Source organism: Enterobacter sp. SLBN-59 (genome assembly GCF_024807915.1).
GTDB classification, from domain to species: Bacteria; Pseudomonadota; Gammaproteobacteria; order Enterobacterales; family Enterobacteriaceae; genus Enterobacter; species Enterobacter asburiae_B.
Window position 1 is genome coordinate 3,760,197 of the sequence record NZ_JANUFI010000001.1, and the last position, 23,259, is coordinate 3,783,455.

A 23,259-nucleotide genomic window follows, 5' to 3' on the forward strand; every position below is an offset into this window, starting at 1 on the left:
AATCGCATTTTCATAATTAATGCGTAAACCGATAAAGCTGAATATGATGCTTCAACATAAATAAAAGATGCAGTAATAAACACTTTATAAGGCAAGGAGTTAGTGAGATGCGCAAGCTTCTGTTATCGGCAGTGGTCGTTTCGCTCGCGTTAGGCCTGGCGGGCTGTGATGATGCGAAAAATAAAGAGACAAACAGTGCGGCTGCGGCAAAAAACGACGCGCCAAAAGAGGGCGGTTCGCTAATTATTGGAATTACCTCCGGCGACCCGTTAGCCGTTAATCCGCTCTATGCCAGTGACCGTACGACGTTAACGATCATGCAGGCGCTCTATGCCCCACTGTACAGCTTTAATAACGGCAACATTGAGTGGGGCCTGGCGGAAAGCCTGACGCCTTCCGCCGACAACCTGAGCTATACCCTGACGTTAAAACCCAACCTCAAATGGCAGGACGGCCAGCCGCTGACGGCGGACGACGTGGTCTTTACGTTCAATAAGCTGCTGGATGCCAAACAGCACAGCTTCTTCCGCAGCATGTTCACCTACGGCGACAAGCCGGTACAGGTGAGCAAGGTGGATGAGCGCACCGTCAAATTCACCCTACCGCAGGTCAGCGCGGCCTTTACCGGCACCCTGGTACAAATCTACCCGATTCCGCAGCACGTGTTCGCCGGTGAAGGCGACCTGGAAAAGAGCAGCAAAAACGATGCGCCGGTCGGCTCCGGGCCGTTCAAATTCAAAGAGTACCGCGCCGGGCAGTATTACGCCCTGACCCGTTTTGACGATTACTGGAACGGCAAAGCGAAGCTTGATTCGGTCACCTACCGTTTCGCCAAAGACAGCAACGCCGCCAACCTTGCGCTGCAAAACGGGGAAATCAACCTCAAGATGGTTGACCCGCAGGATGTGAACCGTCTGAAAAATACCGGTAAGTTTGACTTCGTGGTCTATCCGGAAGGCCGTCTGGCCTATATGACGTTCAACCAGAACGTGCCGGTGATGAAGAGCAAAGCGCTGCGCCAGGCCATCGCGTATGCCATCAACAAAGACGAGCTCACCCAGACCGCCTTTACCTCGCTCGACTACGCTAAACCGGCGACCTCCTTCCTGACGCCAGATACGCTTTACAAGACGGATGACGTCGAGCAGTACAAGTTCGATCTGCAAAAAGCCAAAGAGCTGCTGAAGACGTCCGGCGCGCCGGACAACCTCAAGCTGCGCCTGGCGTATGTGAACACCAACAAAACCCTGGAGAGCATGGCGCTCTACATTCAGCAGGCGCTGAAGGGCATTGGGGTGAACGTGGAGCTGATGCCGCTGGACTCCAACGCCATGTCTCAGCGCAGCCTCGATATGAACAATACCGCGTGGGAGCTGAACCTGGGCGGCTACATCATGGGCTCCGAGCCGGACGGTTACAAATCGCTGTTCATGAGCAACGAAGCCTATAACTACGCGCACTACAAAAATCCGCAGTTTGATGCCCTGTGGGATAAAGGCGCAGTCGAAACCGACGCCGCAAAACGTGCCGATATCTACAAGCAAATTCAGCAGACCGTGGCGAACGATATGACCTACTACCCGATCGCCTACACCAATGCGACCGTCGCGGTGGACAAGCGTTTTGGCGGCACCGAGGAAGCGGAGCCGAAACCGGTCTATCTGTTCCAGGATCTGTCAAAAATCTATCAGAAATAAGTGATTGCCCCGGCCGTCAGGTCGGGGCTTTTGAAAGGGCACGTCGTGAACACACTCCTCACGCGTCGGCTGCTGCAGCTGCTGCCGATGCTGTTTTTTATTTCACTGGTGGCGTTTCTGCTGGTCAAGCTCGCGCCCGGCGATCCGGTGGCGGCGTACATTACGCCGCGTATGGCCCCGGAAGACATCGAGCGTATTCGCCAGAGCCTGGGGCTCGATAAGCCGCTGGTCACGCAGTACGTCCTGTGGCTGAAAAACGTCCTGCAGGGCGATCTCGGCTATTCGCTGATCTACCACCGCCCGGTGCTGGAGATGATCGGCGAACGCATTCCGGCCACGCTGGGGCTGATGGGCGCGTCGCTGCTGATGGCGATCGTGCTGGCGATCCCGCTGGGCCTGCTGGCGGGGGCATTTAAGCACCGCTGGCTGGATCATCTGCTCAATTTATTCGCCTATATCGGCATTTCTGTTCCGATATTCTGGTTCGGCATCCTGCTCATCACCATTTTTGCCGTGCAGCTTAACTGGTTCCCCAGCATGGGGATGCGCACCATCGGCATGGAGGATAACGGGCTGGATCTGCTGCGTCACGGCGTGCTGCCGTGTATTGCCCTCACGTTCTACAACCTTTCCAGCTACGTGCGCTACATCCGCTCCAACACCATCTCTCAGCTCTCGGCCGACTACGTGCAGACCCAGCTTGCCTACGGCGCCACGCGTTCCAGTATTCTGTTCCGCCACGTGCTGAAAAACGTGCTGCTGCCGGTGATTACCCTGTTCGGCCTGTCGTTCGGAGAGCTGATTGTGGGGGCCTATGTGACGGAAAGCGTCTTCTCCTGGCCGGGGATGGGGCTGCTCGGGATCCAGTCGATCGCCTCGCTGGATTACCCGCTGATTATGGCGATCATCATGCTCTCGTCGATGATGCTGATCGTCGGAAACCTGATCGCCGACGTGCTTTATCGCTTCGCCGATCCCCGCATTCGTACGCTGAGGTAACCCGGATGAGCAGACGCTGGCAGCAGGTTCGTCACCAGCTGCGCCGCAACCGTCCGGCGCAGTTCTCTCTGTTTGTGCTTTTTATTTTCGTCGTCGCCGCGCTCTGTGCGGGGTTAAGCCCGTACGATCCGGATCGGATGTCGCTCGGCGCGCGCACGTTGCCGCCGGATGCCGCGCACTGGTTTGGCACCGACGAATACGGCCGCGACTACTTCACCCGCGCGCTGTATGGCGGCCAGATCTCCCTGATGGTCGGTTTTCTGGCGATGCTCTTTTCCACGCTTATCGGCACGGTGGTGGGAACGGTGAGCGGCTATTTTGGCGGCTGGCTGGATAACCTGATGATGCGCGCCGTGGATATCCTGATGGCCATTCCGGCCTTCTTCCTGCTGCTGGTGGTGAATGCTTACCTCAAGCCGGGCGTGGATAGCATCATTCTGATTATCAGCCTGCTGACGTGGATGAACATGTCGCGTCTGGTGCGTGCTGAAACCCTGTCGGTGAAAGAGCGCGAGTACGTGCTTTATGCCCGCGCGTCGGGAGAGCATCCGCTGCGCATCATCGTGCGCCACATTATTCCCGGCGTGCTGCCGACCATTATCGTGGCGGCCACGCTCAATATCGCCTCGGCTATTCTGATGGAGTCAACCCTCAGCTTCTTAGGGCTGGGCGTGCAGGCGCCCGCGGCGTCGTGGGGAAGCATGCTTAACAACGCGCAGTCTTATATTGGCGAAGCGTCGTGGCTGGCGATGTTCCCCGGCATTCTGATCCTGCTGACGGTGTTCAGCTTTAACGTGCTGGGCGATGTGTTCCGTACCGCCTTTGAGCCGGGAGCGAATCGCGATGAGTAACTTATTAGCGCTTGAGAACCTGCAAACCACGTTCCGCACCCGCGAGGGCGAGGTTCACGCGGTGCGCGGCGTGAGCTTTCAGGTTCAGCCGGGGGAACTCGTCGGCATCGTCGGCGAGTCGGGCTGCGGGAAAAGCGTCACCTGTAAGTCGATTATCCAGCTTCTGGGGAGCAACGGACGGATAACCGGCGGCAGCATCCGCTTCCAGAATGAGGATCTGGCGCAGAAAACGCCCGCGCAGATGCGCGCCATTCGCGGCAACCAGATCGCGATGATTTTTCAGGATCCGATGACCGCCCTGAACCCGGTGTTGACCATCGGCAAGCAGATGGCTGAGATCCTGATGCGCAACAAAGGACTCAGCAAAAAAGCGGCCAAAGCGGCGGCCATCGCCATGCTGGAACAGGTAGGCATTGCCGGGGCGGAACGGCGATACGACCAGTATCCCCACGAGTTCAGCGGCGGGATGCGCCAGCGGGTGATGATCGCCATTGCGCTCTCCTGCAACCCTAAGCTGCTGATCGCCGATGAACCGACCACCGCGCTGGACGTGACCATTCAGGCGCAGATCCTGCGCCTGCTAAAAAGTCTGCAACAGCAGACCCGGACCGCGATTTTGCTGATCACTCACGATCTCGGCGTGGTGGCGCAGGTCTGCAGCCGCGTGGTGGTGATGTACGGCGGGCTGGTAATGGAGGAGGGGAGCGTGGAGGACATTTTTTATCGCCCTGCGCATCCTTACACCCAGGGGCTGCTGGCCTCGCTGCCGCGTCCGGATGAGGTCAATCAGCGTTTATCGCCCATTGAAGGTTCGCCGCCTGGCCTGCTTAATCCGCCGCCGGGCTGTCCGTTCGCGGAACGCTGCCCGAAGCGCATGCCCCAGTGTGAACGACAGCCTGCATTTTACACTGCCGGAGAGGGCCATCGCGCCGCCTGCTGGCTATGGGCCGACAAGGAGATTCAGGCATGAGTGAACAACTGGCGCCATTAGTGAGCGTGCGCGATCTGCGCAAACACTATCCGCTCAACGGCGGTTTGCTGCGTAAAGGCGTGGCCGTGAAGGCGGTTGATGGCGTGAGCTTTGATATCCAGCCCGGCGAAACGTTTGGCCTTGTGGGGGAGTCCGGCTGCGGAAAATCCACCCTCGGGCGCGCCATCCTGCGCCTTTTCGATATCACCTCGGGCGAGATCCACTTCGCCGGGCAGGCAATCGCCCACGCCCGTGAAAAAGAGCTTAAGCCGCTGCGTAAGCGGATGCAGGCGATTTTTCAGGATCCTTACTCCTCGCTCAACCCCGGAATGACGGTGCGACAGCTGGTGGCCGAGCCGATGCAGATTCACGGCTACAGCCGCGAAGAACAGCGGGAACGTACGGAAACGCTGCTCTACAAAGTGGGACTGAAGCACGAGCACCTTGAACGATTCCCGCATGAGTTCAGCGGCGGGCAGCGTCAGCGCATCAGTATTGCCCGCGCGTTGTCCGTGCATCCTGAATTCGTGCTGTGCGATGAGCCGCTCTCGGCGCTGGACGTCTCGGTGCAGGCGCAGGTGGTGAATATTTTGCAGGATCTGCAGCAGGAGCTGGGGCTAACCTATCTGTTCATCGCCCACGATCTCTCCATGGTGCGGCATATCTCCAGCCGCATTGGGGTGATGTATCTCGGTAAACTGGTGGAGGTGGCCCCGGCGAATGAACTGTATCAACGTCCGGCGCACCCTTACACCCGCGCGCTGCTGGCGGCGGTTCCCCAGCCCGATCCGCGCATCCGTAACCTCGAAGACGCCACCCTGCGCGGCGACATTCCAGGCCCCACGTCCGCGCTGCCGGGCTGTAAGTTCTGCAGCCGCTGCCCGCACGCGATGCCGGTGTGCCAGACGCAGGAGCCAGCCATGCAGGAGATTGCGCCAGGGCATTTCGCGGCATGCTGGCTGTTTAACATGTAGTTAATGCGCCGCGCAGGTGTATGATAAATGTCCCTCTGTCAGGTTAATTACAACGTGCAGACGACGACAACCCTTAAAAAAATTGCCGCCTGCCTGTTTTAGGTTGGATACATGCGTAAAGGAAAGTTAAGCAGTGATGCGCCATTCGGGACATTGTTAGGCTATGCGCCCGGTGGCGTGGCGATTTACTCTTCAAATTACGGCAGTCTGGACCCGCGAAAATACCCGGAAGACGCGGATTTTCGCAGCTATATCGGCAACGAATACATGGGCCACAAGTGGCAATGCGTTGAGTTTGCCCGCCGTTTCCTGTTTCTCAACTATGGCTTCGTGTTTACCGATGTCGGCATGGCGTGGGAAATCTTCTCCCTGCGCTTTTTGCGCCAGGTGGTGAACGATAACATTCTGCCCCTTCAGGCTTTTGCCAACGGTTCAAAACGCGCGCCGCGCGCCGGGGCGCTGCTGATCTGGCAAAAGGGCGGCGAGTTTCACGAGACCGGCCACGTGGCGGTGATAACCCAGCTTCTCGACGATAAGGTGCGTATTGCGGAGCAGAACGTGATTCACTCCCCGCTGCCGCTCGGGCAGCAGTGGACGCGCGAGCTGCGTCTGAGCGTGGAGAACGGGTGTTACACGATCCATGACACCTTCAACGACACGGAGATTCTCGGCTGGATGATCCAGACCGACGACGCGGAACACAGCATTCCCCAGCCGGAAATAGACGGCGAACTGCTGAAAATCAGCGGCGCGCGGCTGAAGAACAAACGTCAGTTCGACGGAAAATGGCTTAACGAAAATGATGCGCTGCAGCAGGCGTATATCCGCGCCAACGGCCATGTGATCAACAAAGATCCCTGCCAGTACTTCACCATTACCGAAAGCGCCGAGCAGGAGCTGATCAAGGCCACCAACGAACTGCACCTGATGTACCTGCACGCGACGGACAAGGTGCTGAAAGACGACAGCCTGCTGGCGCTTTTCGACATCCCGAAAATCCTCTGGCCGCGCCTGCGCCTCTCCTGGCAGTGGCGTCGCCACCATATGATCACCGGTCGTATGGATTTCTGCATGGATGAGCGCGGCATTAAGGTCTACGAGTACAACGCCGACTCCGCGTCCTGCCATACCGAGGGCGGGCTGATTCTCGAAGAGTGGGTGAAAAACGGCTATCGCGGCAGCGGGCATAACCCGGCGGAAGGGCTGCTGGAAGAGCTGACCGGCGCGTGGAAGCACAGCCACGCGCGGCCGTTCGTCCACATCATGCAGGACAACGATGTCGAAGAGGACTATCACGCGCTCTTTATTCAGCGTTCGCTGATGCAGGCCGGGTTCGAGACCAAAATCCTGCACGGGCTGGAGGCGCTCAGCTGGGATGCCGCCGGGCAGCTGATTGACGACGAAGGTCGCCACGTCAACTGCGTGTGGAAAACCTGGGCGTGGGAAACGGCGATAGAGCAGATCCGCGAGGTCAGCGAAACCGAATACGCCGCCGTGCCTATTCGGACCGGACATCCCGAGAGCGAGGTGCGCCTGATTGACGTCCTGCTGCGTCCGGAGGTGCTGGTCTTCGAACCGCTGTGGACCGTTATTCCCGGCAACAAGGCGATTCTCCCGGTTCTGTGGCAGCTGTTCCCGAATCACCGTTACCTGCTCGACACCGATTTTGAGGTTAACGATCTGCTGAAGCAGACCGGCTATGCCGTCAAGCCGATTGCCGGCCGCTGCGGCAGCAATATCGATCTCATCAGCGCTCAGGACGAACTGCTGGATAAATCCAGCGGCAAGTTTGTTGACCGCAAAAACATCTACCAGCAGCTGTGGTGCCTGCCGAAGGTCGACGGCAAGTACATACAGGTCTGCACCTTCACCGTGGGCGGGAACTACGGCGGCACCTGTCTGCGCGGCGATGACTCGCTGGTGGTGAAGAAAGAGAGCGATATTGAGCCGCTGATTGTGGTGAAGGACTCGCTATAAAAATCTCCCCGCAGGGTTGAGGGTTGCCTACAAAATAATGCCTGCACGGACGGCCCCCTCTCCCTTGAGGGAGAGGGGCTGGGGTGAGGGGGAACATACGGCTCAGGTCACGTTATGTTCCTTGCTACAAAATACTGTGGTTCCCTCAGCCCGCAGGGTCTCCTGCGGGGGCTTTTCGCTACTGTTCTTCCTCTTCCTCTTCCAGCCGCTCGCTGATCTTCAGATCGATGATGCGGCCAATCTGATCGTGGTACACCGTCAGCAGGTTGTACTGGCTCATCTCGGAGATGATCTGCGGTGAGACGTTAAAGCTGCGGGCCAGCTCCTCCTGGTGAAAATAGCCCGGCTGGCGCCGTCTCACGTTGGCGCGGCGGCGGTTGTACTGATACCACAAAATCAGCAGCCAGCCGTTGATCGCGGCGAACAGCAGGTAGAGCAACACCGTATTAAAGGACGCGATAATCACGCCCCAGCGGTGGTCGCTCTCATCGGTTAGCTGCATCCACAGACGGGCATACAGGAAAAACAGAAATCCTCCCCACGCCACCAGCGTTAGCGCGGCATCAAAAAGACGCGGCAAGAGCCGATGCTCGGTCAAAATTAAGGTGTTTTCGTTCATTAAATGCTCCCTTTTCCCCGGTCCGGACTGATCCAGCGCGCGCGGGCGCGCTGGCGTTTAAGCATGACTTTTGGAAATGCGACGAGGGTGGTGAACAGGCCGATCATCCAGTACACCATCGGGAACCAGATCACCCAGAAAAGCGAGCTGGCCACTTTACGTTCATAGCGCCGCTCGATGTACAAGCTGACCAGGAACTGCAGCAGGCACATCACGCCCAGCAGCAGCCCGGTAAACTCCGGTGGAAAAAGGCTCTCCACGGTCAGCCTGGCGGGAACAGGCGCAACCTGGCTGAGGAGGAACAGCAGCACCGTCATCGCGTACGCGAAGGCCCACAGCGTTGACAGCGCGTACTCCAGAAACAGCGGCCACATGCGGTGATGCTCCCAGCGCACGATCCTGCGAAGGTTGACCAGAAACACCTCCGCGCCCCCCTGAGCCCAGCGCAGACGCTGTTTCCACAGGCCCCTCAGCGTCTCCGGCATCAGGATCCAGCACAGCGCCCGCGGCTCAAAAAAGATATCCCAGTGGCGCAGCTGAAGCTTCCAGCTGATGTCGATGTCTTCGGTGATCATGTCCGGACTCCAGTACCCGACGTCCGCCAGCGCCTGTCGGCGAAACGCGGCGATGACGCCGGAGACGGTAAAGACCCGGCCATAGATCCGCTGCGTCCGCTTGATGAGCCCAATAATGGATGAGAACTCGCCCACCTGAATGCGGCCAATCAGCGTGGAGCGCGTGCGAATGCGCGGATTCCCGGTGACAGCCCCGACGTGGGGGTACTGAATCAGCGGTGCCACCAGATAAGCGGCGGTATCACGGTCGAGCAGGGCGTCGCCGTCAATGCAGACCAGCAGATCGCCCCGCGCCGCCGCGGCTCCGGCCTTAAGCGCCAGCGCTTTCCCCTGATTTTCCGCGAGGTTAATCACCCGCAGGCGCGGCTGTTCCTGCGCCAACTCCTGCAGCACTTGCGCGGTGTTGTCAGAGGATCCGTCGTTGATGGCGATAACTTCTATATTTTCATACCGCTGATCCAGCGCGGCGCTGATGGTCTCCCGGGCATTTCGTCCCTCGTTGAAACAGGGGATAAGAATAGAGATGAGCGGCTCACCCGCGAGCGTCGGGGCGGGCGTGTCTTTATCCCACGACCAGTGGCGTTCAAGCTGAAACCAGAAATAGAGGCCGCCTGTTATCCAGAGCACCGACATGAACAGCGGCCAGAAGAACACGAAATCCAGAATCAGTTCGCCGGTAAAGAGGGCGGCCACGCCTAACGGCAACCCGAATACCAGACATAAAATAGAGAAGGCGATAATGCGATCAGTCATTGTCAGGGTACCAGTACGAAGAAAATTCAGGCCTGATGCGTGAGATATCAGGTTGGTTGTTGATGAAGTCGTCGGGGTAGTAACCGTAGTTTTTGACGCCGTTCAGCTGGAGCACGCGCATCCACTGCGCAAGCTGGCTGTCGGACACGGCGCGCTGCGGTTTCTGGTCCCAGTCCCTGGCCTGCAGCTCGAAAATGGTTTTATCAAGCGCGCCGGGGCGTGCGGCGACCGCGTTAACCAGACGCGTCAGCCAGGCATCGCTCTCGTCTGCCGGAACGGACTCCATCAGAGGCATGGCCATCGGCACCGTCCAGTCGTACTCCGCCAGAAAATCATCAAGATTCTGCGCAAACCACGCTTCGCTTTCGGGCTGCAGAATGGGTAAGGCGAACATATTGCGCGCGGTTTTTATCTGCGGACCGCGAATATGCTTCACCGCCAGGCTCAGGGCGTGGGTAAACCCGATGAGCGTCTGGCTTTTCTGGCGCGTGGCGTTCTGACCGGCATCGTCCACGTCCGTCAGCGCCGCATCGTCATGGAACAAAATCCCGTTGAAGCTGGCATAGCGGGCCAGGTCTTCATAGATGTCCGTCACCTGCTGGCGCACCTGCGGGTCCCACGGGGAGAGCCGGATATAGGGCTCGGTGGCTTCGCGCCGCTGGCCGGTTTGACGATCCCGGCGCTGCACGCGCGGCAGGGAAGGATCGAGATCGAACGAGAGCACCGGCATCCACGCGAAGACTTTTACCCCGGCGCGGGTTTGCAGCTGCCAGGCGACAAAATTAAAGAGATCGGCCCGAACCGGCAGCCGACGGTTGGGGAAATAGAGCGCCTTGATCTTACCGTCGCCCTGCGGATCGGCAAACGCCTGCAGGAAAACATGGCTGATCTTCATGTCGTAAACCCGCTGGATCAGCCTGTTGATGTTTTGGGTCTGCTGGGCCGGATCGGGATCGTAAACGTAGTCGAGATCGACGTGCATGACGCGCACAGGATCGCGCTCCTGAACCTGGCTGACCGTGCTGGCAAACGCCTTGAGCGAGGGATTCCCGGCGATCAGCAGGCGGGGGATGTTGCCCAGATCCTGCACGTTCCCCAGCCCGTCCTCAAGGGTGAAGGCCAGCCGGTAACCCTGCTGTCTGGCGATAGCGAGCGACGTACCGCTGGCGGCGCCGTAGGGCCAGACCCAGGCGCGCGGCGCTTTGCCCGTCACCTGCGTGATTTTTTTAGTCACTTTACGGACGTCATCGCCGATCCGCTGGCTGAACTGCTGGTCGGTTTCATAGCGACCCGTCGCTTTGTCATAAAAGCGATTGGCGATGGCCGGTTCCCGGCTGCCCTGCGGGTTGGCCGGAATGCCGTAATGCGAGGCCCAGGTATGCGATCCGATCTCAATCAGCGGGGAGTGGCTGAGCTCGCGCACCATGTCCCACGTTGCGAAGCGCTCGCGGGGCGTCATCAGGCCGCCGAAGTTAACTTTTTGATTTGCCGGCGTATCCACCCAGCTGCCCACCGGCGCCCACAGCGCAGGAACGTTCCATGCCTGAAGCAGCGGCCAGACGCGGGTGTAAAAGCTGCTGTAGCCGTCGTCAAAGCTGAGCAGAACGGCTTTTGGCGGCAGCGTTTTTTTCCCGTCATGGGCATCGAGAATGTCCTGCACGCTGATGGCGTGGTAGCCGTTGTGCAGCAGCCAGCTTATCTGCTCGTTTAACGCGCTGGTGCGAACGGAGAGATAGCGCTGATCGGCGGCATCGTCTTCGACGTCGTGGTAGGCCAGGACCAGAAACTGGTTCTTCGGCCAGGGTTTACTCGCCTCCAGCTGCGGCCTCTCTTTGGGCGCAATGAACGAGATCGCCTGCGCGCAGACGCTCGCGCTGAGGCAGAGCCAGCCGAGGAGTATCAGGCTCACGGAAAAACGTGTGTTCAGCATATTCATCCTTAAAAGCGTAAAGTCGCGTCAAACGTGACGGAGAGGTTGCTCTCGCGTTTGCCGTCGTAAGGGCGTTTATCCCAGTTCAGCATCACGCCGGTATCAATGACGTTGTTCCACTGGACGCGCTGTCCGTAACCCAGCAGGGCGATGGCGCCAGCGGACTGATTTTTCTGCCAGTAGCTGCCGCCTCCCGCCACGAACTGCTGGCTCCAGAGGGTGTCGTAATGGCGGTACATTTCATGGTCAACGGCCAGGGCCGCCGTCACGGACAGATCCCGCGCCGGGTTGTAGTAGAGCGTGTCGCGCAGGCTGTTTTTGCTGGCGGCGATCCCCGGCTCGAGATCCAGCGTCAGGGACGGGGCCTGCCAGAGACGCTCCTTGCCCGCGAGGGTGTATTCCTGGCGACGGTTATGGTCGGAGAAGCGGCTGAGGGCGGCGCTGAACTGGTACTCACGTCGCTCGTTTTGATGCCAGCGCACCCCACCTTCACCCCGGTTGGCGCTAATGCCGTTGCGTAACGCCCGAAGGGGCGTAGTGCGCGACAGGCGTTCCAGGCTGCCGCTGACCTGCCAGCTATCGTTCACAAAGTACGTTGTTGCGAGGCGAGCGCCCGGCTTGTTTTCGCCGTGATAGCGGTTGCTGGAAAGCTCGGCTTCGAGCTGGAGGTCGCGTGGTCGCCACTCGACGCCGCCCAAAAGGTGACGGCTGGTGCCTTTGCCTTCATCGAAATTACTCTGCGCGTAGCGGGTGCCTGCAAACAGCCGCCAGCTGTCCGCTACGGGTGGGCCATAGAGCGTGGCGTCCCAGCTCAGGTCGTGAGTCCCGCTGACGGGGCTATCGGAGTGCAAGCCCTTGCTCGCGTTGAGGCGCAGCTCGGACATGCGGTGGACCGTTCTGAGCCTGTCGAGACGCCTGACGCTGCGATCGGCAGGCGCGCGGGCAAGCACGTCGTCGGCCAGTAAATCCATCTGTCGCCACTCCTGTAGATCCATTGCGACGTAAGCCTGCTGTTGCTCTAGCTCTGTATTGGACGGCTCCAGCGCCTCCGCCTTTTTCAGCGTTTGCTCGGCCGCACGTGGCAGGCCCCGCGCCTGAAGCAGGGTGGCGTAGTCAATCTGTAATCCCTGATTGCCCGGCGCCGTTGTCGCCAGACGGTGCGCCAGCTTTTCGGCTTCCGGCAGCGCATTCGTTGCCAGCAAATAGTTAAAGCGGAGCGACTGTCCGGTAAGCCACCGATCGTTCGGCTGAGGGGTTGGGGAGCCGAAATCGTAGCGGGTCCACGGGACGCTGCGGGTCTGGCGCTCAGCATATCGGCGGGCGGATTGATAATCTCCCGTATCCAGCCAGGCGTAGAAAAGCGCGTGCTCCTCGTCCTGCGGATCGGAAGCGTATTGCGGATAGCGTTGCAGAAGCGCGAAGGCGGCGGCAGCGTTTTGCTCCTGCAGATACGCGGAAATCACCCAGCCGATGGCCCAGCCCGGCACCGGATGCTGCTCAGCCGTCAGCGCCTGATATTCACGGATGACCTGCGGGTAATCACCATGCGCATACAGCGCGCCAAGCCTGTCGATACGCGCCAGGACGACGTCTTCCGCCGCCTGCGGATCGTTTTGCCAGCGGGAAAGCAGATCGTCGTAACGATTCAGCGCGGTTTGCGCAAGCTGCAGGCGCTCCTTTTCTGTTCTGCCGGGCACATCGGCAAGGCGAACCCGTTCGGCGGCGGCATTACGCTCAAGACGGCGACGCTCCGCGGGGGACAGCGTGACGCTTTGTGAAAGCTGCAGCGCGGGGGTGTTCACCCGGCTATCCGTTAGCGCGTCGATCAGCTCGCTGAGGAGCGCTTTATTCTCAGGCGCGATATTCAGCGCGCGCGTGTCTGCCAGAAGCCGATCCCAGCTTTTTCCCTGGCGTAACCAGACATACGAGAGCGTCTCAAGATGTGCCTGAGAGGGATTTTCCGCTACCAGCCGTTGGGCTTCCTGCAGGGCAAGCGTGTCCATGCGGGCATCGGCGAGAGTTTTTATGTAGCCGATACGATACTCGTCGTTATCCGGCGCAAGGCTACGCGCCTCTTTCCAGCGCGCCAGAGCTGGCTGCCAGGCTTTTTTATTCCGCCAGGATTGCGCGACGGCAGCAACGCCGCGGGCGGGCAGCGGCATATAAATACCGTAACGCTGCCAGACCTGAATAACCTCGTCATCATGACCTGCCCAGGACGCAACCTGTAACCAGTCCGCAACGTGTTCTGGCGTCAGGGCATGCTGCTGCTGATAACGCTGAAGATAATCGAGAAACGGCGAGTAATTACCGTTACGCGCCTGTTGAATCTGTTGCTCATATACGGATTCAGTAGCCTGAGCCAGAACAGGAAAGAGGAATAACAGAAACAATAATGTTGGGGTGCGATAAAAGAATAACGTATTGAAGCGAAGCGATCTTTCCATATCTATTTGCCATTTGTTTATCATGAATCCATTGCATAACACGGCCGCCTTTAAACTCAGGGTTAAAGGCCATAAATGAGAACATTAAATCTGAATGCAGTGATGTTACGGGGTACTTACCTAAAGGTAATTATGGATCCTTATCTCAGTGGACTGGGTGAAAGCTAATGTACACCTGATATGTTGCCGGATAAATATGTTGAAATGGGGCTGTGTTGTTTTGAGATAATTCTGTATCGAGTGGTTTTTGGCGGTTTTATTGAAATGATTGTTTATTTGTAACTGATTGATATATTGGTATTTTATTTATATTGTGACAGCTTTGTATATATTTTTAATGTGGTTTACCTGCCTCAATTAAAGTACTTTCTGGTGCATGTTTGGGAAGTTTCATGACAAAAATTCTTAATGTTTAGAGAAGTGACTTTTCTGCGATTGTTTTTTATTTATAATTAATGGCAGCCATTGAATGATAGTCTACAGGAAGTCTTACTCATCAATGTCTGTATTGAGGGATGTCCAAAGCCAGAATACATTTATCGTTAATATAACAGCGCTATAAAACGAAGGCGGCCTTCTTTGCGAGGGATCGTGCTTGCTTTAATCTAAAAGGGATGGTTAGTGGCAACTTCAATTGTTTTAGTGACTCAGGATCGCTACCTTGTCAGGGGGATGCGGATATTTTTCCCGGATATTATCCTGCTCGACTCGATTGACAGAAACATATTTGATAACGGTGCAGATGAATATTCTGTATTGATTGATAGTCGTTCTCCGCTCCGTTTATATGATTACCTGATACGCCATCCGGCCAGAACGAAAAAAACAATCTGCTGCGTTATGCTCGATATGCGACACCGCGAGGAGAATCTGCTCAGTATGAAGTTATTTATGAACACGTCGCTGACCGCGCCGGATATGGCGTCGTTATTTAACCTGGTGCTCAATATGAAGGGCAGGCGCCTGACCACGAAGTGGCTGCTTAACTTACGGCTTAGCACGCACGAAGCGATCATGCTGCGGTTGCTGCGGGCAGGGATGCCGATGGAAGCCATCGCCGATGAGCTGAATACGTCGGTGAAAAGCCTCTATCGTAAACGAACGGCTCTCTCGGAACGCCTGGGAGCGGAGAACTTCAACGAGGCGTGTTTGTTTATCTTTAAAAACAAACTGCTGGACGCAGGTGGGAACGATCCCTGGGGTGGGGAGAAACCAAAAGCATAGAACTGACTTGCGGGCGGTATTCTGAGTTTTAAGAAAACTGGACGGTGACGACATCCTTGTTTTAGCTATGGATTTACTCTGGCTCAAAACAAGTGAAAGGACGATGTAATGGACACGGTTGAAGAGACTGGTTGGAAATTTTTCTGATGCTACATGATGAGCAAGAATTGTTAGATTACCTCACTGAGAATTACAGTGACCGTAAATCTCCGGCAAAGAAAGAATGGACCTTCCAGGAGCATTTCAATCTCATACCTGAAGATCTTGAGGACATGCTGCTTGACCTTTTCCCCCGGTACGGAATTGAGTACAGCAACTTTGTGATGGACCATTATTTTGAACCGGAGCTGTTTTGGTTTCAGTTTCGGCTCAGAAAAAAATTCCGCGATCGGCAGTACAAACCGCTATCTACCGGCGGATGTTAGGTGGCAGAAAATGATCGGGTGGCGGTTGGATTTTGGGGGAGAGGAAACGCGTATTATAATGAAAAACGAATAGTATCTTCTGCTCTTTAACCCCGTTTATGAACTGCCAGTGGCTAAGCCATGTGTTTTATCCTGAGCGGGTGATACCAGAAGGAGACTCCTGGAAGTGATTGAAAAATTTAAAAGGACGTTAGAAATGAATAAATATCTGTCTGGTCTGTGTGTTGTTTCTTTTTTTTATTTTTCTTCAATAGGTTACGCGCACTCTGCGGGGCTAAATAAAGTTCAGGTTAGTATCAAACCCAGCAGCGCTAATGGAGGATATATCCCGGTAATTTCTGATGCAGATGAAATCGAGCCTTCTGATTTCAGGGAGTCGGATCTACAGGAGATGCAGAATAGCCTGAGTAAGATGAAGTCCGACAACCGCAAAGTCGATGAGCTAACTCAGAAGGTTTTACAGCTTGAGAGAAAGAATTCTGAGCAGGAGAGTAAGATCGAGCGATTGCAAAAAAGCCTTGATGACATGAAGCGGAGCAACGACAACCTTTCAAATCAGGTCAGCAATTTATCCGGCAAAATTAAGTGATAAAAAAGAGCCACCGCCTGTATTAACTTACCGGGCTATTAGCGTAAGCGTGCCTGCATTAAAGCCACGCTTATCAACGCCCAGAAATCGGCCGTAGCCATATAGCAAAAACCCAGCCATAGGCTGGGTTTTCTAAATAGTGGTGCCGGACTCGGAATCATATCCACGATTAACATACTGTTTGTTATTGGTTTTGTTGGTGTTTCTCGGAAACAGCGCCCCCACGAAGGCCCCCATAAAAAATCGCTTTATTTTTGTGATATTTATCACGAAAAATCGTTGTTTAAGGGTAGGAGCTTCGTTATGTGTGGAGTCAGGTTCACACATAACGGTCTGAGGTCCACATATAGTGGGGGAAACTCCACACATAACGGTTCGGTGTCCACATATAGCGGCACTAAAAAATCCATACTGCATTATGCAGACAAAGCCCCATCCCCCTCCCCCTCACATTGAACATCGTTCAAACTTACATTTGATATATTGGAACAACGGTTTTTGAGATAATCAGAAACGATGTTATTTCTAATTTATAGATTCTATTAGTATTTTTGCTATACTTTTGAGATACCGTCATGCACCAGTTGAGATAACTAAACATCATGGCTCAATTTAATCACTTTGAACTCTCGCTCCTGAATCCCTGCTTTGACTCCCCTTTGGTCGATGCGCTGACGGAGTTGGAGCTACTCCGGCACCTGCGGCTGGAAACCGACGTTCACCCTATCCTGTTTGCGCAGTTGAAGGCCGTATTCCACATGCTGGAGAGTCTTGGCTCTGCAAGAATTGAGGGAAACCACACCACGCTTGCCGACTATGTTGAAAGCAAGGTTGAAGGAACGCAGAGTTCGACGGATCAGCTCAAAGAAATCAACAATATTGAAGCCGCGATGGAGTACATCGACGAATATCTGAACAACGGCGATGAGATAACGGAATATTTTATCCGCGAGTTGCATAGTCTGGCGGTAGCCGGATTGCAACAGGAAGGCGACAGAACGCCCGGTGCATATCGGCAACATAACGTCAGCATCGCTCAGTCTGACCATTTGCCGCCGGACCACATCCGCGTCCCTGATTATATGGCGGAACTGACCTCCTTTATTAACCGCGCCGATAAGCCAAAGTATGACTTGATGAAGATTGCGCTGGTACATCATCGTTTCGGCTGGATACATCCCTTTGGCAACGGTAATGGCAGAACGGTCAGATTGCTGACCTATGCGTTGCTTATCAAGTATGGTTTTAACGTTCAGACAGGTGGTCGGGTCCTCAATCCGACAGCCGTATTCTGTAACGATCGTGAACGCTATTACGCCATGCTTTCGTTAGCCGATAAGGGAACAGAGCAGGGGCTGGAAGAATGGTGCTTATATGTGCTTTCGGGGATCTCCTCTGAGCTGAAGAAAGTCGATCAACTGACGAACCACGCTTTCCTGAGCGAAAAGATCCTGTATCCGGCCATCGATTTTTCGTCGGAAAGAGGGTTGATAAATCCGCTGGAATTAAAGGTTCTGAAACGTGCGGTTGAACTGGGGACGATAAAAGCGGGCGATCTACGTGCTGTGTTGCCTGATCTGAAACCGACGCAGGTGACTTACCAGCTTGGTAAACTAATTGAACGGGGACTGCTCCAGCCAGTAGAAGAAGGGGCGCGTACCTATACGGCGAAATTTTCTAATTCGTATCTGATACGTGGAGTGATTAAGGTTCTGCGGGAAGAAGGGTTTATTCCTGATTTGTGATGTCATAAATGTTTATTATAATTATAAAGAAATAATAAAATCATATTGTTAGTGATGCGTGTGAGATAATAGACGTTTACAATTTACAATGAGAAAAAATCATGCGTTAGATTCCTTCTTTATTTTGCGTTTTATGTGAAATATCTCACAGTTTAGTGGCAGAAAATTGTGTTTCGTATCTTAGGCCTTTTTTCTTTAATTACATGGTATTAGGCTACCTTCTCTAGGTAGAATCATGGATATTCAAGATACCCTGAGTTGTCATTTGAACATGATATTGATATGAGATAACTATGGGACTTGGAGCCAGCATTGTGTCGAGGGAATTGTCTGGAGGAAGAATCTTGTCTAGTTTTTATGAGCTTGCTGTACTTGGAGAGATTGACGAAACTGTTTTGGGTGATTTGGAGAAAGCCTTGAAGGATATGCTCCATCCTTTTGGCCTCGAATTGGGGAAAGAGGTTGCATGGAGTGTTTATCCCAAGCAGTTTATCCCTGAACAAACGAACTCTGCTGCTGCGATTTTTTTTGGTGCCCCAGATGTATCATCTGCCAATGTTTCTGATTTATTGCATAAAGGTATACCGATACTTCCTGTAGTGTCTGATATTAAAAAAGTACATGAAGAAATACCAGATGTTTTGAGGCCTATTAATTGCTTGGATTATAGTGTACATGGCCCAGAAAGAACTGCGACAGCCCTGTTGGAATGTGTGGGGCTCTTACCACGACAACGGCGGGTGTTTGTGAGTTATCGGAGAGATGAAGCAAAACAGGTTGCACTTCAGTTGTTTGATGCATTGTCTGCTCGTTTATTCGATGTTTTCTTAGATACTCATGATATTGCTTTAGGGGAGGACTTTCAGGCGATGCTTTGGCATCGTTTATGTGATTCTGATGTGTTAATCATGCTTGATACACCTACTTATTTTGAGAGCAGATGGACTAATGCGGAATTTGGGAGGGCCTTATCTAAAGGAATTGCTGTATTGCGTGTGGGATGGCCTGATGCAACACCTTCTCCTAGAACAGCAACTGCAAGTAGAGTTGAATTACTCGCTAATGAATTTGACGAGAACACAGGATTTTTGTCTCAGCAAGCTATTGAGAGAATATGTGTTCAGTTAGAAACGGTTAGAAGCCAAAGCCACGCGATAAGAAACCTAAATCTTGTTAGTAACATACGGAATGCGGTCACTCAAATCCAAGGAGAAGTATTGGGGGTTGGTGCGCATAACGCTATTTTTATCCGCCTTCCTGGGGAAAAAGAAGTTATTGTTTATCCTACTGTGGGCGTTCCTACTTCTGTAACCCTTCATGACGCGTCAATTAATTCCAGTAGAAAGTCTGTAGCAGTTGTATACGATCCTGTGGGGCTACATTCTCGTTGGTTAGGGCATTTGGAGTGGCTTGGAAGCGAGATACATAGCGTACGATGGGTTAAGTCTTTTGAAGCGGCTTGGCGATTTGCTGATTGGGAGGCTTGAATAATGAGTACAATTTTTCTTTCTGCTAGTGTTCCCTTAGTGGATCGTGGTACATACCATGAAACAGCTAATCCTTTTTTAATTCAGTGTGCGGTCAGAGAATTAGTTATAGCTGTTATAAGAGAACATAGGATAGTGTGGGGAGGGCATCCTGCTATTACCCCAATGATTTGGAATATCTGTGAAGATATGGGAGTTGAATATGCCCAATCAGTTATTCTCTATCAAAGTCGATATTTCGAAGATTGGTTTCCTAATGAAAACGAAAAATTTGATAATGTTGTTTATGTCGATGCGGTTAATAATGATAGAGAACAAAGCCTTCTTGAAATGAGAAATGCTATGCTTTCGAGAACCGATCTGGATGCTGCTGTCTTCATTGGGGGAATGGATGGTTCAGAGGAAGAATTTAAAATTTTTAAAAATTTTCACCCAAATGCAAAAGTTTTACCAGTAGCTGCTACTGGTGGTGCAGCAAAGTTATTGGCAGATGGAATATCTGGGATGATTAAAACAGATTTATATACGGTTGACTTTGCAAACATGTTTTTTTCCGAACTATTATAATAAAGAATTTTTAAGGAATCTGAAATGGTGAAAGTAAGACATGAAGCATTTAAGTATTATTTTCATTTTATGAATGAGAGAATGGAGATTTTTTGGCGAAAATTTAATCAAGAAAATTCTCCATGGACAGATGATAATATATTGGCTTTGAATAAATTCACTAATGTATATCGGGCGTGTGATAGAGTGAGTCAGTATTTGATAAAAAATGTAATATACACACATCATAATTATGATGAGAGAGATATATTGCTTAGAATATTGATTTTTAAAGTTTTTAATAGAATAGATACATGGGAATACTTAGAGAATCATCTTGGTAATATATCTTGCTCTAACTTCAATGTAGATTATATGGCTAAAATTTTAGCTAAAAGAATAGCTGTAACTCCTATATTCAATTCTGCATACCTTATGACAGGAAGTCACAATGAGTATAATCACTATGTTTCTAAACATGAACGATGGTTAAGAATGATAGATGAAATATTTATCAAAGGAAAACTTCTTGAACGAATAATTAAAGCAAAGAATATGAATGAGGTTTTTTTAATTCTTAGAGGGTGCCCATTTATTGGTGATTTTTTAGCTTACCAGTATGCTATTGATTTTAACTATAGTGATGTCATCGATTTTGATGAAAATAGTTTTGTCATGGCAGGGATTGGTGCTATTCGAGGAATAAAAAAATGCTTTATTGATAACGGTGGCTACAGTAATGAGGATTTAATAAAATATACGTACGATAACATCGAATATTATAGGGGGTATTATGGAGAAAATAATTTTAAAAATTTATTAGGAAGGGAGCCTAAGCTTATTGATCTGCAAAACTGTTTTTGCGAAACAGATAAGTATTTAAGAGTCAAAATGCCAGAATTAAATTTAGGGAATATAAGGATAAAACAGAAATATAAAAAAAGTTTGTCTAATATATCCTATTTCTTCCCTCCCAAATGGAATTTAAACGATAAGGTTCTCGAATATGGTTACCGTTGAGTTTTCTGGAATAAATAGTTTTCTTACAGGTATGGCTAAGATTTTATTAGAGCATGGAGTTGAGCGTACAACTAGAGGAAAAACGTGCTGGGAACTCCCTGAACCTATTGTAATTAAAATTACTAATCCACTTTCTCGATGGGTAACAATTCCTGATAGAAATTGGAATGTTTTCCTCCCATATGCAGAATCATTATGGTTAGCGTTAGGGCGAAACGATTTAGAGTTAATTCAGTTTTATTTAAATAGAATGGAAGATTTTTCTGATGATAGAAAATTTATGCGGGGAGGATATGGTCCTAGATTTCGATGTTTCAATGGAAATGCTTTAGATTATAAGAAAGGAGAAAGTGAAGATATTACTAAATTTCAAATGTTAGAAGTTGACCAGTTTCACTATATTAGTGAGAAGTTTAAGCAAGATCCTTATACTCGTCAAGGGATAATAACAATTGGAGATCCTGCCAAAGATTGCTTCGAAATTGATGGAGGAATAAAGCAAACAAAAGATCTTCCTTGCACAAGATTGTTACAATTTATGAGACAACCCAAAAGTAATAGATTGAATCTAACAGTATATATGCGTTCAAATGATTTTATATGGGGTGCTAGTGCAGTTAATATTTTTAACTATACATTCATGCAGGAATATTTCGCGAAGATTCTGGGGTTAGAAGTCGGTTCTTATTACCATATTGCTAATAATATTCATTATTATGATATTCATAGAGAACTTGTAGAGCGGTTGGCTGCAATATCTGATGTAGTTGATGATTATTTTACCTATCCGAAAAGTTTTAATTCCTTAGTAGGATTTGATGAAAAAGTAAATAAATTGGGTGAGTGGGAACAAAAAATACGATTAGGTGAAATATCATATCTGGAAGATTTTGGAGACGATTTTTTTAACGATTGGGCTAAAGTAATTTTTTCTAAAACAAATAAACTCCCTGTTGTTTTTGTTAATCCAATTTTAAATCAGATAATATCCGATAAACCTATTTAACATGTTGTTTCCAACTTATAGGATTTCCATAAAGATAATTTTTATTATAACCTTCTTGTTCCAGCCATAATAGAAGTTGTATGGCTGGTTCTTCTTCGACAAACTGCTTGTCTCTACTGTTTGTGCATGTCGATTCAATTAGATCTTGAGGTATGTCAACTGCATGATCACCAAAATAATAAAAGTTTTGAGATATTAAAACGTTTTTTCCACTAATGTCTCGGTCAAGGTGTTTTTGATTAACTAAACCATTGGCAAGTGAATGCGCTGAATCTTCCTGAATCCATATTCCGGTAGTTGGATCTTGGTGGTACACATTATCACCATATAACTGTGGTAAGCTTCCACTTAAAATAGGTTTTTTATGTGAAAATCTTGGATCATTCCAGTATTCATTAAAAGTTAACGTTTCATCTACTCTCATAGCATAAATTAACTTATGTAAATTTTTTAATTTTACGCTACCCGTACCAAACACCCAACTACCAATGTTTAAATTTCTGTTTCTTCTTATACTTGATTTGCAGATAGCAAGAGTACAATAACCCCAAAAAGGATTTGGAGCTAAACCAAAATCATGGTCAATTTTATAAGTAAAGTGTTTCATTTAATTACAATTCACTCTCACAACATCAAATTTTGGCGTTTTTAATGTGCCATCTGGATTTTCACGAGGTATCGGCTTTCCATCTAAAACATCACCTAATTTATCTAATGAGTTCCATCCTATTACGTAGTTACCATATTTTTCAAGATTCTCAGGTAACTCTACGGAGTTGGCACAGCCATGCATATAAATGCCAACAATAGGTTTCCCTTGTTTATATGCTTCTTCAATTTCATAGTTTACCCAGCTCCTTGAATGAGTTTGTTCTCCAACCAAACAGATAAAAGTTCCAGCCCAATTAATACCGTCACTTAAGTCTTTAGCTATTTCTTTATCAGATGGCCTGACGTCTTGGTGTTTTGTGCTATCAACGGAACTATTTCTGACATCATACCCATCATCTTTTAATCGAGTTTTTAATCTTTGGACATGTTCATCATCTTTGCCATGATGGCTAATAAAAATGTTTTTTACGTTACTCATTTTGGCTTCCTTCTGTTCCATTTTTTTCATTATTTAAAATAATTTGACCAATAATTGCATACCCAATAATGTCCTTTAGGGTATCCTCAATTGATTCAAAATTTGGTGACTCTCCTTTATTATGTTTTTCAACTAAGGTTCGATAACGCCTTACCTTATCCCATAGATGTACCATATTACCGTTCAAACCCAAATCAAAACTTGCTCCGCCATAATCAGCATTTTTCTTTAGTAATATCTGTATGATATCTTCGGTTATCGAGCGTATCTGCGTTTCTGTCATCGATTCATCCTCAATTTGCTTAAAATTTTCTAAGGAATTTTGAAAAACTGAA

21 protein-coding genes are annotated in these 23,259 nt (G+C 50.9%); 14 read left to right on the top strand and 7 right to left on the bottom strand.

Annotation, left to right across the window (positions count from 1 at the left end; all coding sequences use genetic code 11):
- The first annotated feature begins 107 nt into the window (after positions 1-107).
- The 6 genes from M2422_RS18020 to gss all read left to right on the top strand — a co-directional run bounded on the left by M2422_RS18020 (position 108) and on the right by gss (position 7,468).
- On the top strand, positions 108-1,697 hold the full coding sequence (locus M2422_RS18020) for an ABC transporter substrate-binding protein (RefSeq protein WP_064673304.1): 1,590 nt from the start codon (positions 108-110) through the stop codon (positions 1,695-1,697).
- Positions 1,698-1,742: 45 nt separating this feature from the next.
- Positions 1,743-2,696, top strand: a complete 954-nt coding sequence (locus M2422_RS18025; protein WP_081273732.1) for an ABC transporter permease — start codon at positions 1,743-1,745, stop codon at positions 2,694-2,696.
- A 5-nt stretch (positions 2,697-2,701) separates the two neighbouring features.
- The gene (locus tag M2422_RS18030; protein ID WP_064673303.1) at positions 2,702-3,547 is read left to right on the top strand and encodes an ABC transporter permease; all 846 of its coding nucleotides are present in this window, start codon (positions 2,702-2,704) and stop codon (positions 3,545-3,547) included.
- Complete coding sequence (locus tag M2422_RS18035; protein WP_064673302.1) at positions 3,540-4,517, top strand: ABC transporter ATP-binding protein; 978 nt, start codon at positions 3,540-3,542, stop codon at positions 4,515-4,517. Before M2422_RS18030 ends, M2422_RS18035 begins: the two co-directional genes overlap by 8 nt.
- On the top strand, positions 4,514-5,491 hold the full coding sequence (locus M2422_RS18040; RefSeq protein WP_058841934.1) for an ABC transporter ATP-binding protein: 978 nt from the start codon (positions 4,514-4,516) through the stop codon (positions 5,489-5,491). The genes M2422_RS18035 and M2422_RS18040 overlap by 4 nt, the downstream gene beginning before the upstream one ends.
- A 111-nt stretch (positions 5,492-5,602) precedes the next feature.
- Positions 5,603-7,468, top strand: coding sequence for a bifunctional glutathionylspermidine amidase/synthase (gene gss, locus M2422_RS18045; protein ID WP_064673301.1), 1,866 nt, complete (start codon positions 5,603-5,605; stop codon positions 7,466-7,468).
- Between the two features lie 178 nt (positions 7,469-7,646).
- Here the strand turns inward: gss and pgaD are convergent, their stop codons facing one another.
- The 4 genes from pgaD to pgaA are packed head-to-tail and all read right to left on the bottom strand — an operon-like array spanning position 7,647 to position 13,792.
- Entirely contained in the window at positions 7,647-8,087 is a 441-nt protein-coding gene (pgaD, locus tag M2422_RS18050; RefSeq protein WP_064673300.1) for a poly-beta-1,6-N-acetyl-D-glucosamine biosynthesis protein PgaD, read from the bottom strand.
- A complete protein-coding gene (gene pgaC / locus M2422_RS18055; RefSeq protein WP_059347680.1) occupies positions 8,087-9,415 on the bottom strand; it encodes a poly-beta-1,6-N-acetyl-D-glucosamine synthase in 1,329 nt (442 codons plus the stop codon). The genes pgaD and pgaC overlap by 1 nt, the downstream gene beginning before the upstream one ends.
- Positions 9,408-11,345 carry a poly-beta-1,6-N-acetyl-D-glucosamine N-deacetylase PgaB gene (gene pgaB, locus M2422_RS18060; RefSeq protein WP_064673299.1) on the bottom strand — a complete coding sequence of 646 codons (1,938 nt, stop codon included), beginning with the start codon at positions 11,343-11,345 and terminating at the stop codon, positions 9,408-9,410. Before pgaB ends, pgaC begins: the two co-directional genes overlap by 8 nt.
- Positions 11,346-11,353: 8 nt before the next feature.
- A complete protein-coding gene (gene pgaA / locus M2422_RS18065; protein WP_064673298.1) occupies positions 11,354-13,792 on the bottom strand; it encodes a poly-beta-1,6 N-acetyl-D-glucosamine export porin PgaA in 2,439 nt (812 codons plus the stop codon).
- A gap of 672 nt (positions 13,793-14,464) precedes the next feature.
- On the opposite strand from pgaA, the gene M2422_RS18070 reads away from it, so the two are divergent.
- The 8 genes from M2422_RS18070 to M2422_RS18105 all read left to right on the top strand — a co-directional run bounded on the left by M2422_RS18070 (position 14,465) and on the right by M2422_RS18105 (position 21,834).
- Entirely contained in the window at positions 14,465-15,016 is a 552-nt protein-coding gene (locus M2422_RS18070) for a helix-turn-helix domain-containing protein (protein WP_064673297.1), read from the top strand.
- A 131-nt stretch (positions 15,017-15,147) separates the two neighbouring features.
- Positions 15,148-15,441 (top strand): DUF1493 family protein, encoded by a 294-nt coding sequence (locus tag M2422_RS18075; protein WP_231113503.1) that lies wholly within the window; start codon positions 15,148-15,150, stop codon positions 15,439-15,441.
- A gap of 166 nt (positions 15,442-15,607) precedes the next feature.
- A complete protein-coding gene (locus tag M2422_RS18080; protein ID WP_231113502.1) occupies positions 15,608-16,030 on the top strand; it encodes a hypothetical protein in 423 nt (140 codons plus the stop codon).
- Positions 16,031-16,632: 602 nt separating this feature from the next.
- Entirely contained in the window at positions 16,633-17,775 is a 1,143-nt protein-coding gene (locus M2422_RS18085; protein WP_064673296.1) for a Fic family protein, read from the top strand.
- A 344-nt stretch (positions 17,776-18,119) separates the two neighbouring features.
- Positions 18,120-19,262 carry a toll/interleukin-1 receptor domain-containing protein gene (locus tag M2422_RS18090; protein WP_074399183.1) on the top strand — a complete coding sequence of 381 codons (1,143 nt, stop codon included), beginning with the start codon at positions 18,120-18,122 and terminating at the stop codon, positions 19,260-19,262.
- A gap of 3 nt (positions 19,263-19,265) precedes the next feature.
- Complete coding sequence (locus tag M2422_RS18095) at positions 19,266-19,829, top strand: hypothetical protein (protein ID WP_064673294.1); 564 nt, start codon at positions 19,266-19,268, stop codon at positions 19,827-19,829.
- Between the two features lie 24 nt (positions 19,830-19,853).
- Positions 19,854-20,828, top strand: a complete 975-nt coding sequence (locus tag M2422_RS18100) for a nucleotide kinase domain-containing protein (RefSeq protein ID WP_064673293.1) — start codon at positions 19,854-19,856, stop codon at positions 20,826-20,828.
- Positions 20,815-21,834, top strand: a complete 1,020-nt coding sequence (locus M2422_RS18105) for a thymidylate synthase (protein WP_064673292.1) — start codon at positions 20,815-20,817, stop codon at positions 21,832-21,834. The genes M2422_RS18100 and M2422_RS18105 overlap by 14 nt, the downstream gene beginning before the upstream one ends.
- Here M2422_RS18105 and M2422_RS18110 read toward each other — a convergent pair.
- Genes M2422_RS18110 through M2422_RS18120 form a run of 3 tightly spaced genes read right to left on the bottom strand, consistent with a single transcriptional unit; the run spans position 21,827 to position 23,207 of the window.
- A complete protein-coding gene (locus tag M2422_RS18110) occupies positions 21,827-22,441 on the bottom strand; it encodes a hypothetical protein (RefSeq protein ID WP_074399182.1) in 615 nt (204 codons plus the stop codon). The genes M2422_RS18105 and M2422_RS18110 overlap by 8 nt on opposite strands.
- Positions 22,442-22,924, bottom strand: coding sequence for a TIR domain-containing protein (locus M2422_RS18115; RefSeq protein ID WP_074399181.1), 483 nt, complete (start codon positions 22,922-22,924; stop codon positions 22,442-22,444).
- On the bottom strand, positions 22,917-23,207 hold the full coding sequence (locus M2422_RS18120) for a nucleotide modification associated domain-containing protein (protein WP_064673291.1): 291 nt from the start codon (positions 23,205-23,207) through the stop codon (positions 22,917-22,919). Before M2422_RS18120 ends, M2422_RS18115 begins: the two co-directional genes overlap by 8 nt.
- Positions 23,208-23,259: the final 52 nt, after the last annotated feature.

Coding starts and splice junctions, on each gene's coding strand:
- M2422_RS18020 (WP_064673304.1), top strand. CDS start 108: ATGCGCAAGCTTCTGTTATCGGCAGTGGTCGTTTCGCTCGCGTTAGGC.
- M2422_RS18030 (WP_064673303.1), top strand. CDS start 2,702: ATGAGCAGACGCTGGCAGCAGGTTCGTCACCAGCTGCGCCGCAACCGT.
- M2422_RS18035 (WP_064673302.1), top strand. CDS start 3,540: ATGAGTAACTTATTAGCGCTTGAGAACCTGCAAACCACGTTCCGCACC.
- M2422_RS18040 (WP_058841934.1), top strand. CDS start 4,514: ATGAGTGAACAACTGGCGCCATTAGTGAGCGTGCGCGATCTGCGCAAA.
- gss (WP_064673301.1), top strand. CDS start 5,603: ATGCGTAAAGGAAAGTTAAGCAGTGATGCGCCATTCGGGACATTGTTA.
- pgaD (WP_064673300.1), bottom strand. CDS start 8,087: ATGAACGAAAACACCTTAATTTTGACCGAGCATCGGCTCTTGCCGCGT.
- pgaC (WP_059347680.1), bottom strand. CDS start 9,415: ATGACTGATCGCATTATCGCCTTCTCTATTTTATGTCTGGTATTCGGG.
- pgaB (WP_064673299.1), bottom strand. CDS start 11,345: ATGCTGAACACACGTTTTTCCGTGAGCCTGATACTCCTCGGCTGGCTC.
- pgaA (WP_064673298.1), bottom strand. CDS start 13,792: ATGGAAAGATCGCTTCGCTTCAATACGTTATTCTTTTATCGCACCCCA.
- M2422_RS18070 (WP_064673297.1), top strand. CDS start 14,465: ATGCGGATATTTTTCCCGGATATTATCCTGCTCGACTCGATTGACAGA.
- M2422_RS18085 (WP_064673296.1), top strand. CDS start 16,633: ATGGCTCAATTTAATCACTTTGAACTCTCGCTCCTGAATCCCTGCTTT.
- M2422_RS18095 (WP_064673294.1), top strand. CDS start 19,266: ATGAGTACAATTTTTCTTTCTGCTAGTGTTCCCTTAGTGGATCGTGGT.
- M2422_RS18100 (WP_064673293.1), top strand. CDS start 19,854: ATGGTGAAAGTAAGACATGAAGCATTTAAGTATTATTTTCATTTTATG.
- M2422_RS18105 (WP_064673292.1), top strand. CDS start 20,815: ATGGTTACCGTTGAGTTTTCTGGAATAAATAGTTTTCTTACAGGTATG.
- M2422_RS18110 (WP_074399182.1), bottom strand. CDS start 22,441: ATGAAACACTTTACTTATAAAATTGACCATGATTTTGGTTTAGCTCCA.
- M2422_RS18115 (WP_074399181.1), bottom strand. CDS start 22,924: ATGAGTAACGTAAAAAACATTTTTATTAGCCATCATGGCAAAGATGAT.
- M2422_RS18120 (WP_064673291.1), bottom strand. CDS start 23,207: ATGACAGAAACGCAGATACGCTCGATAACCGAAGATATCATACAGATA.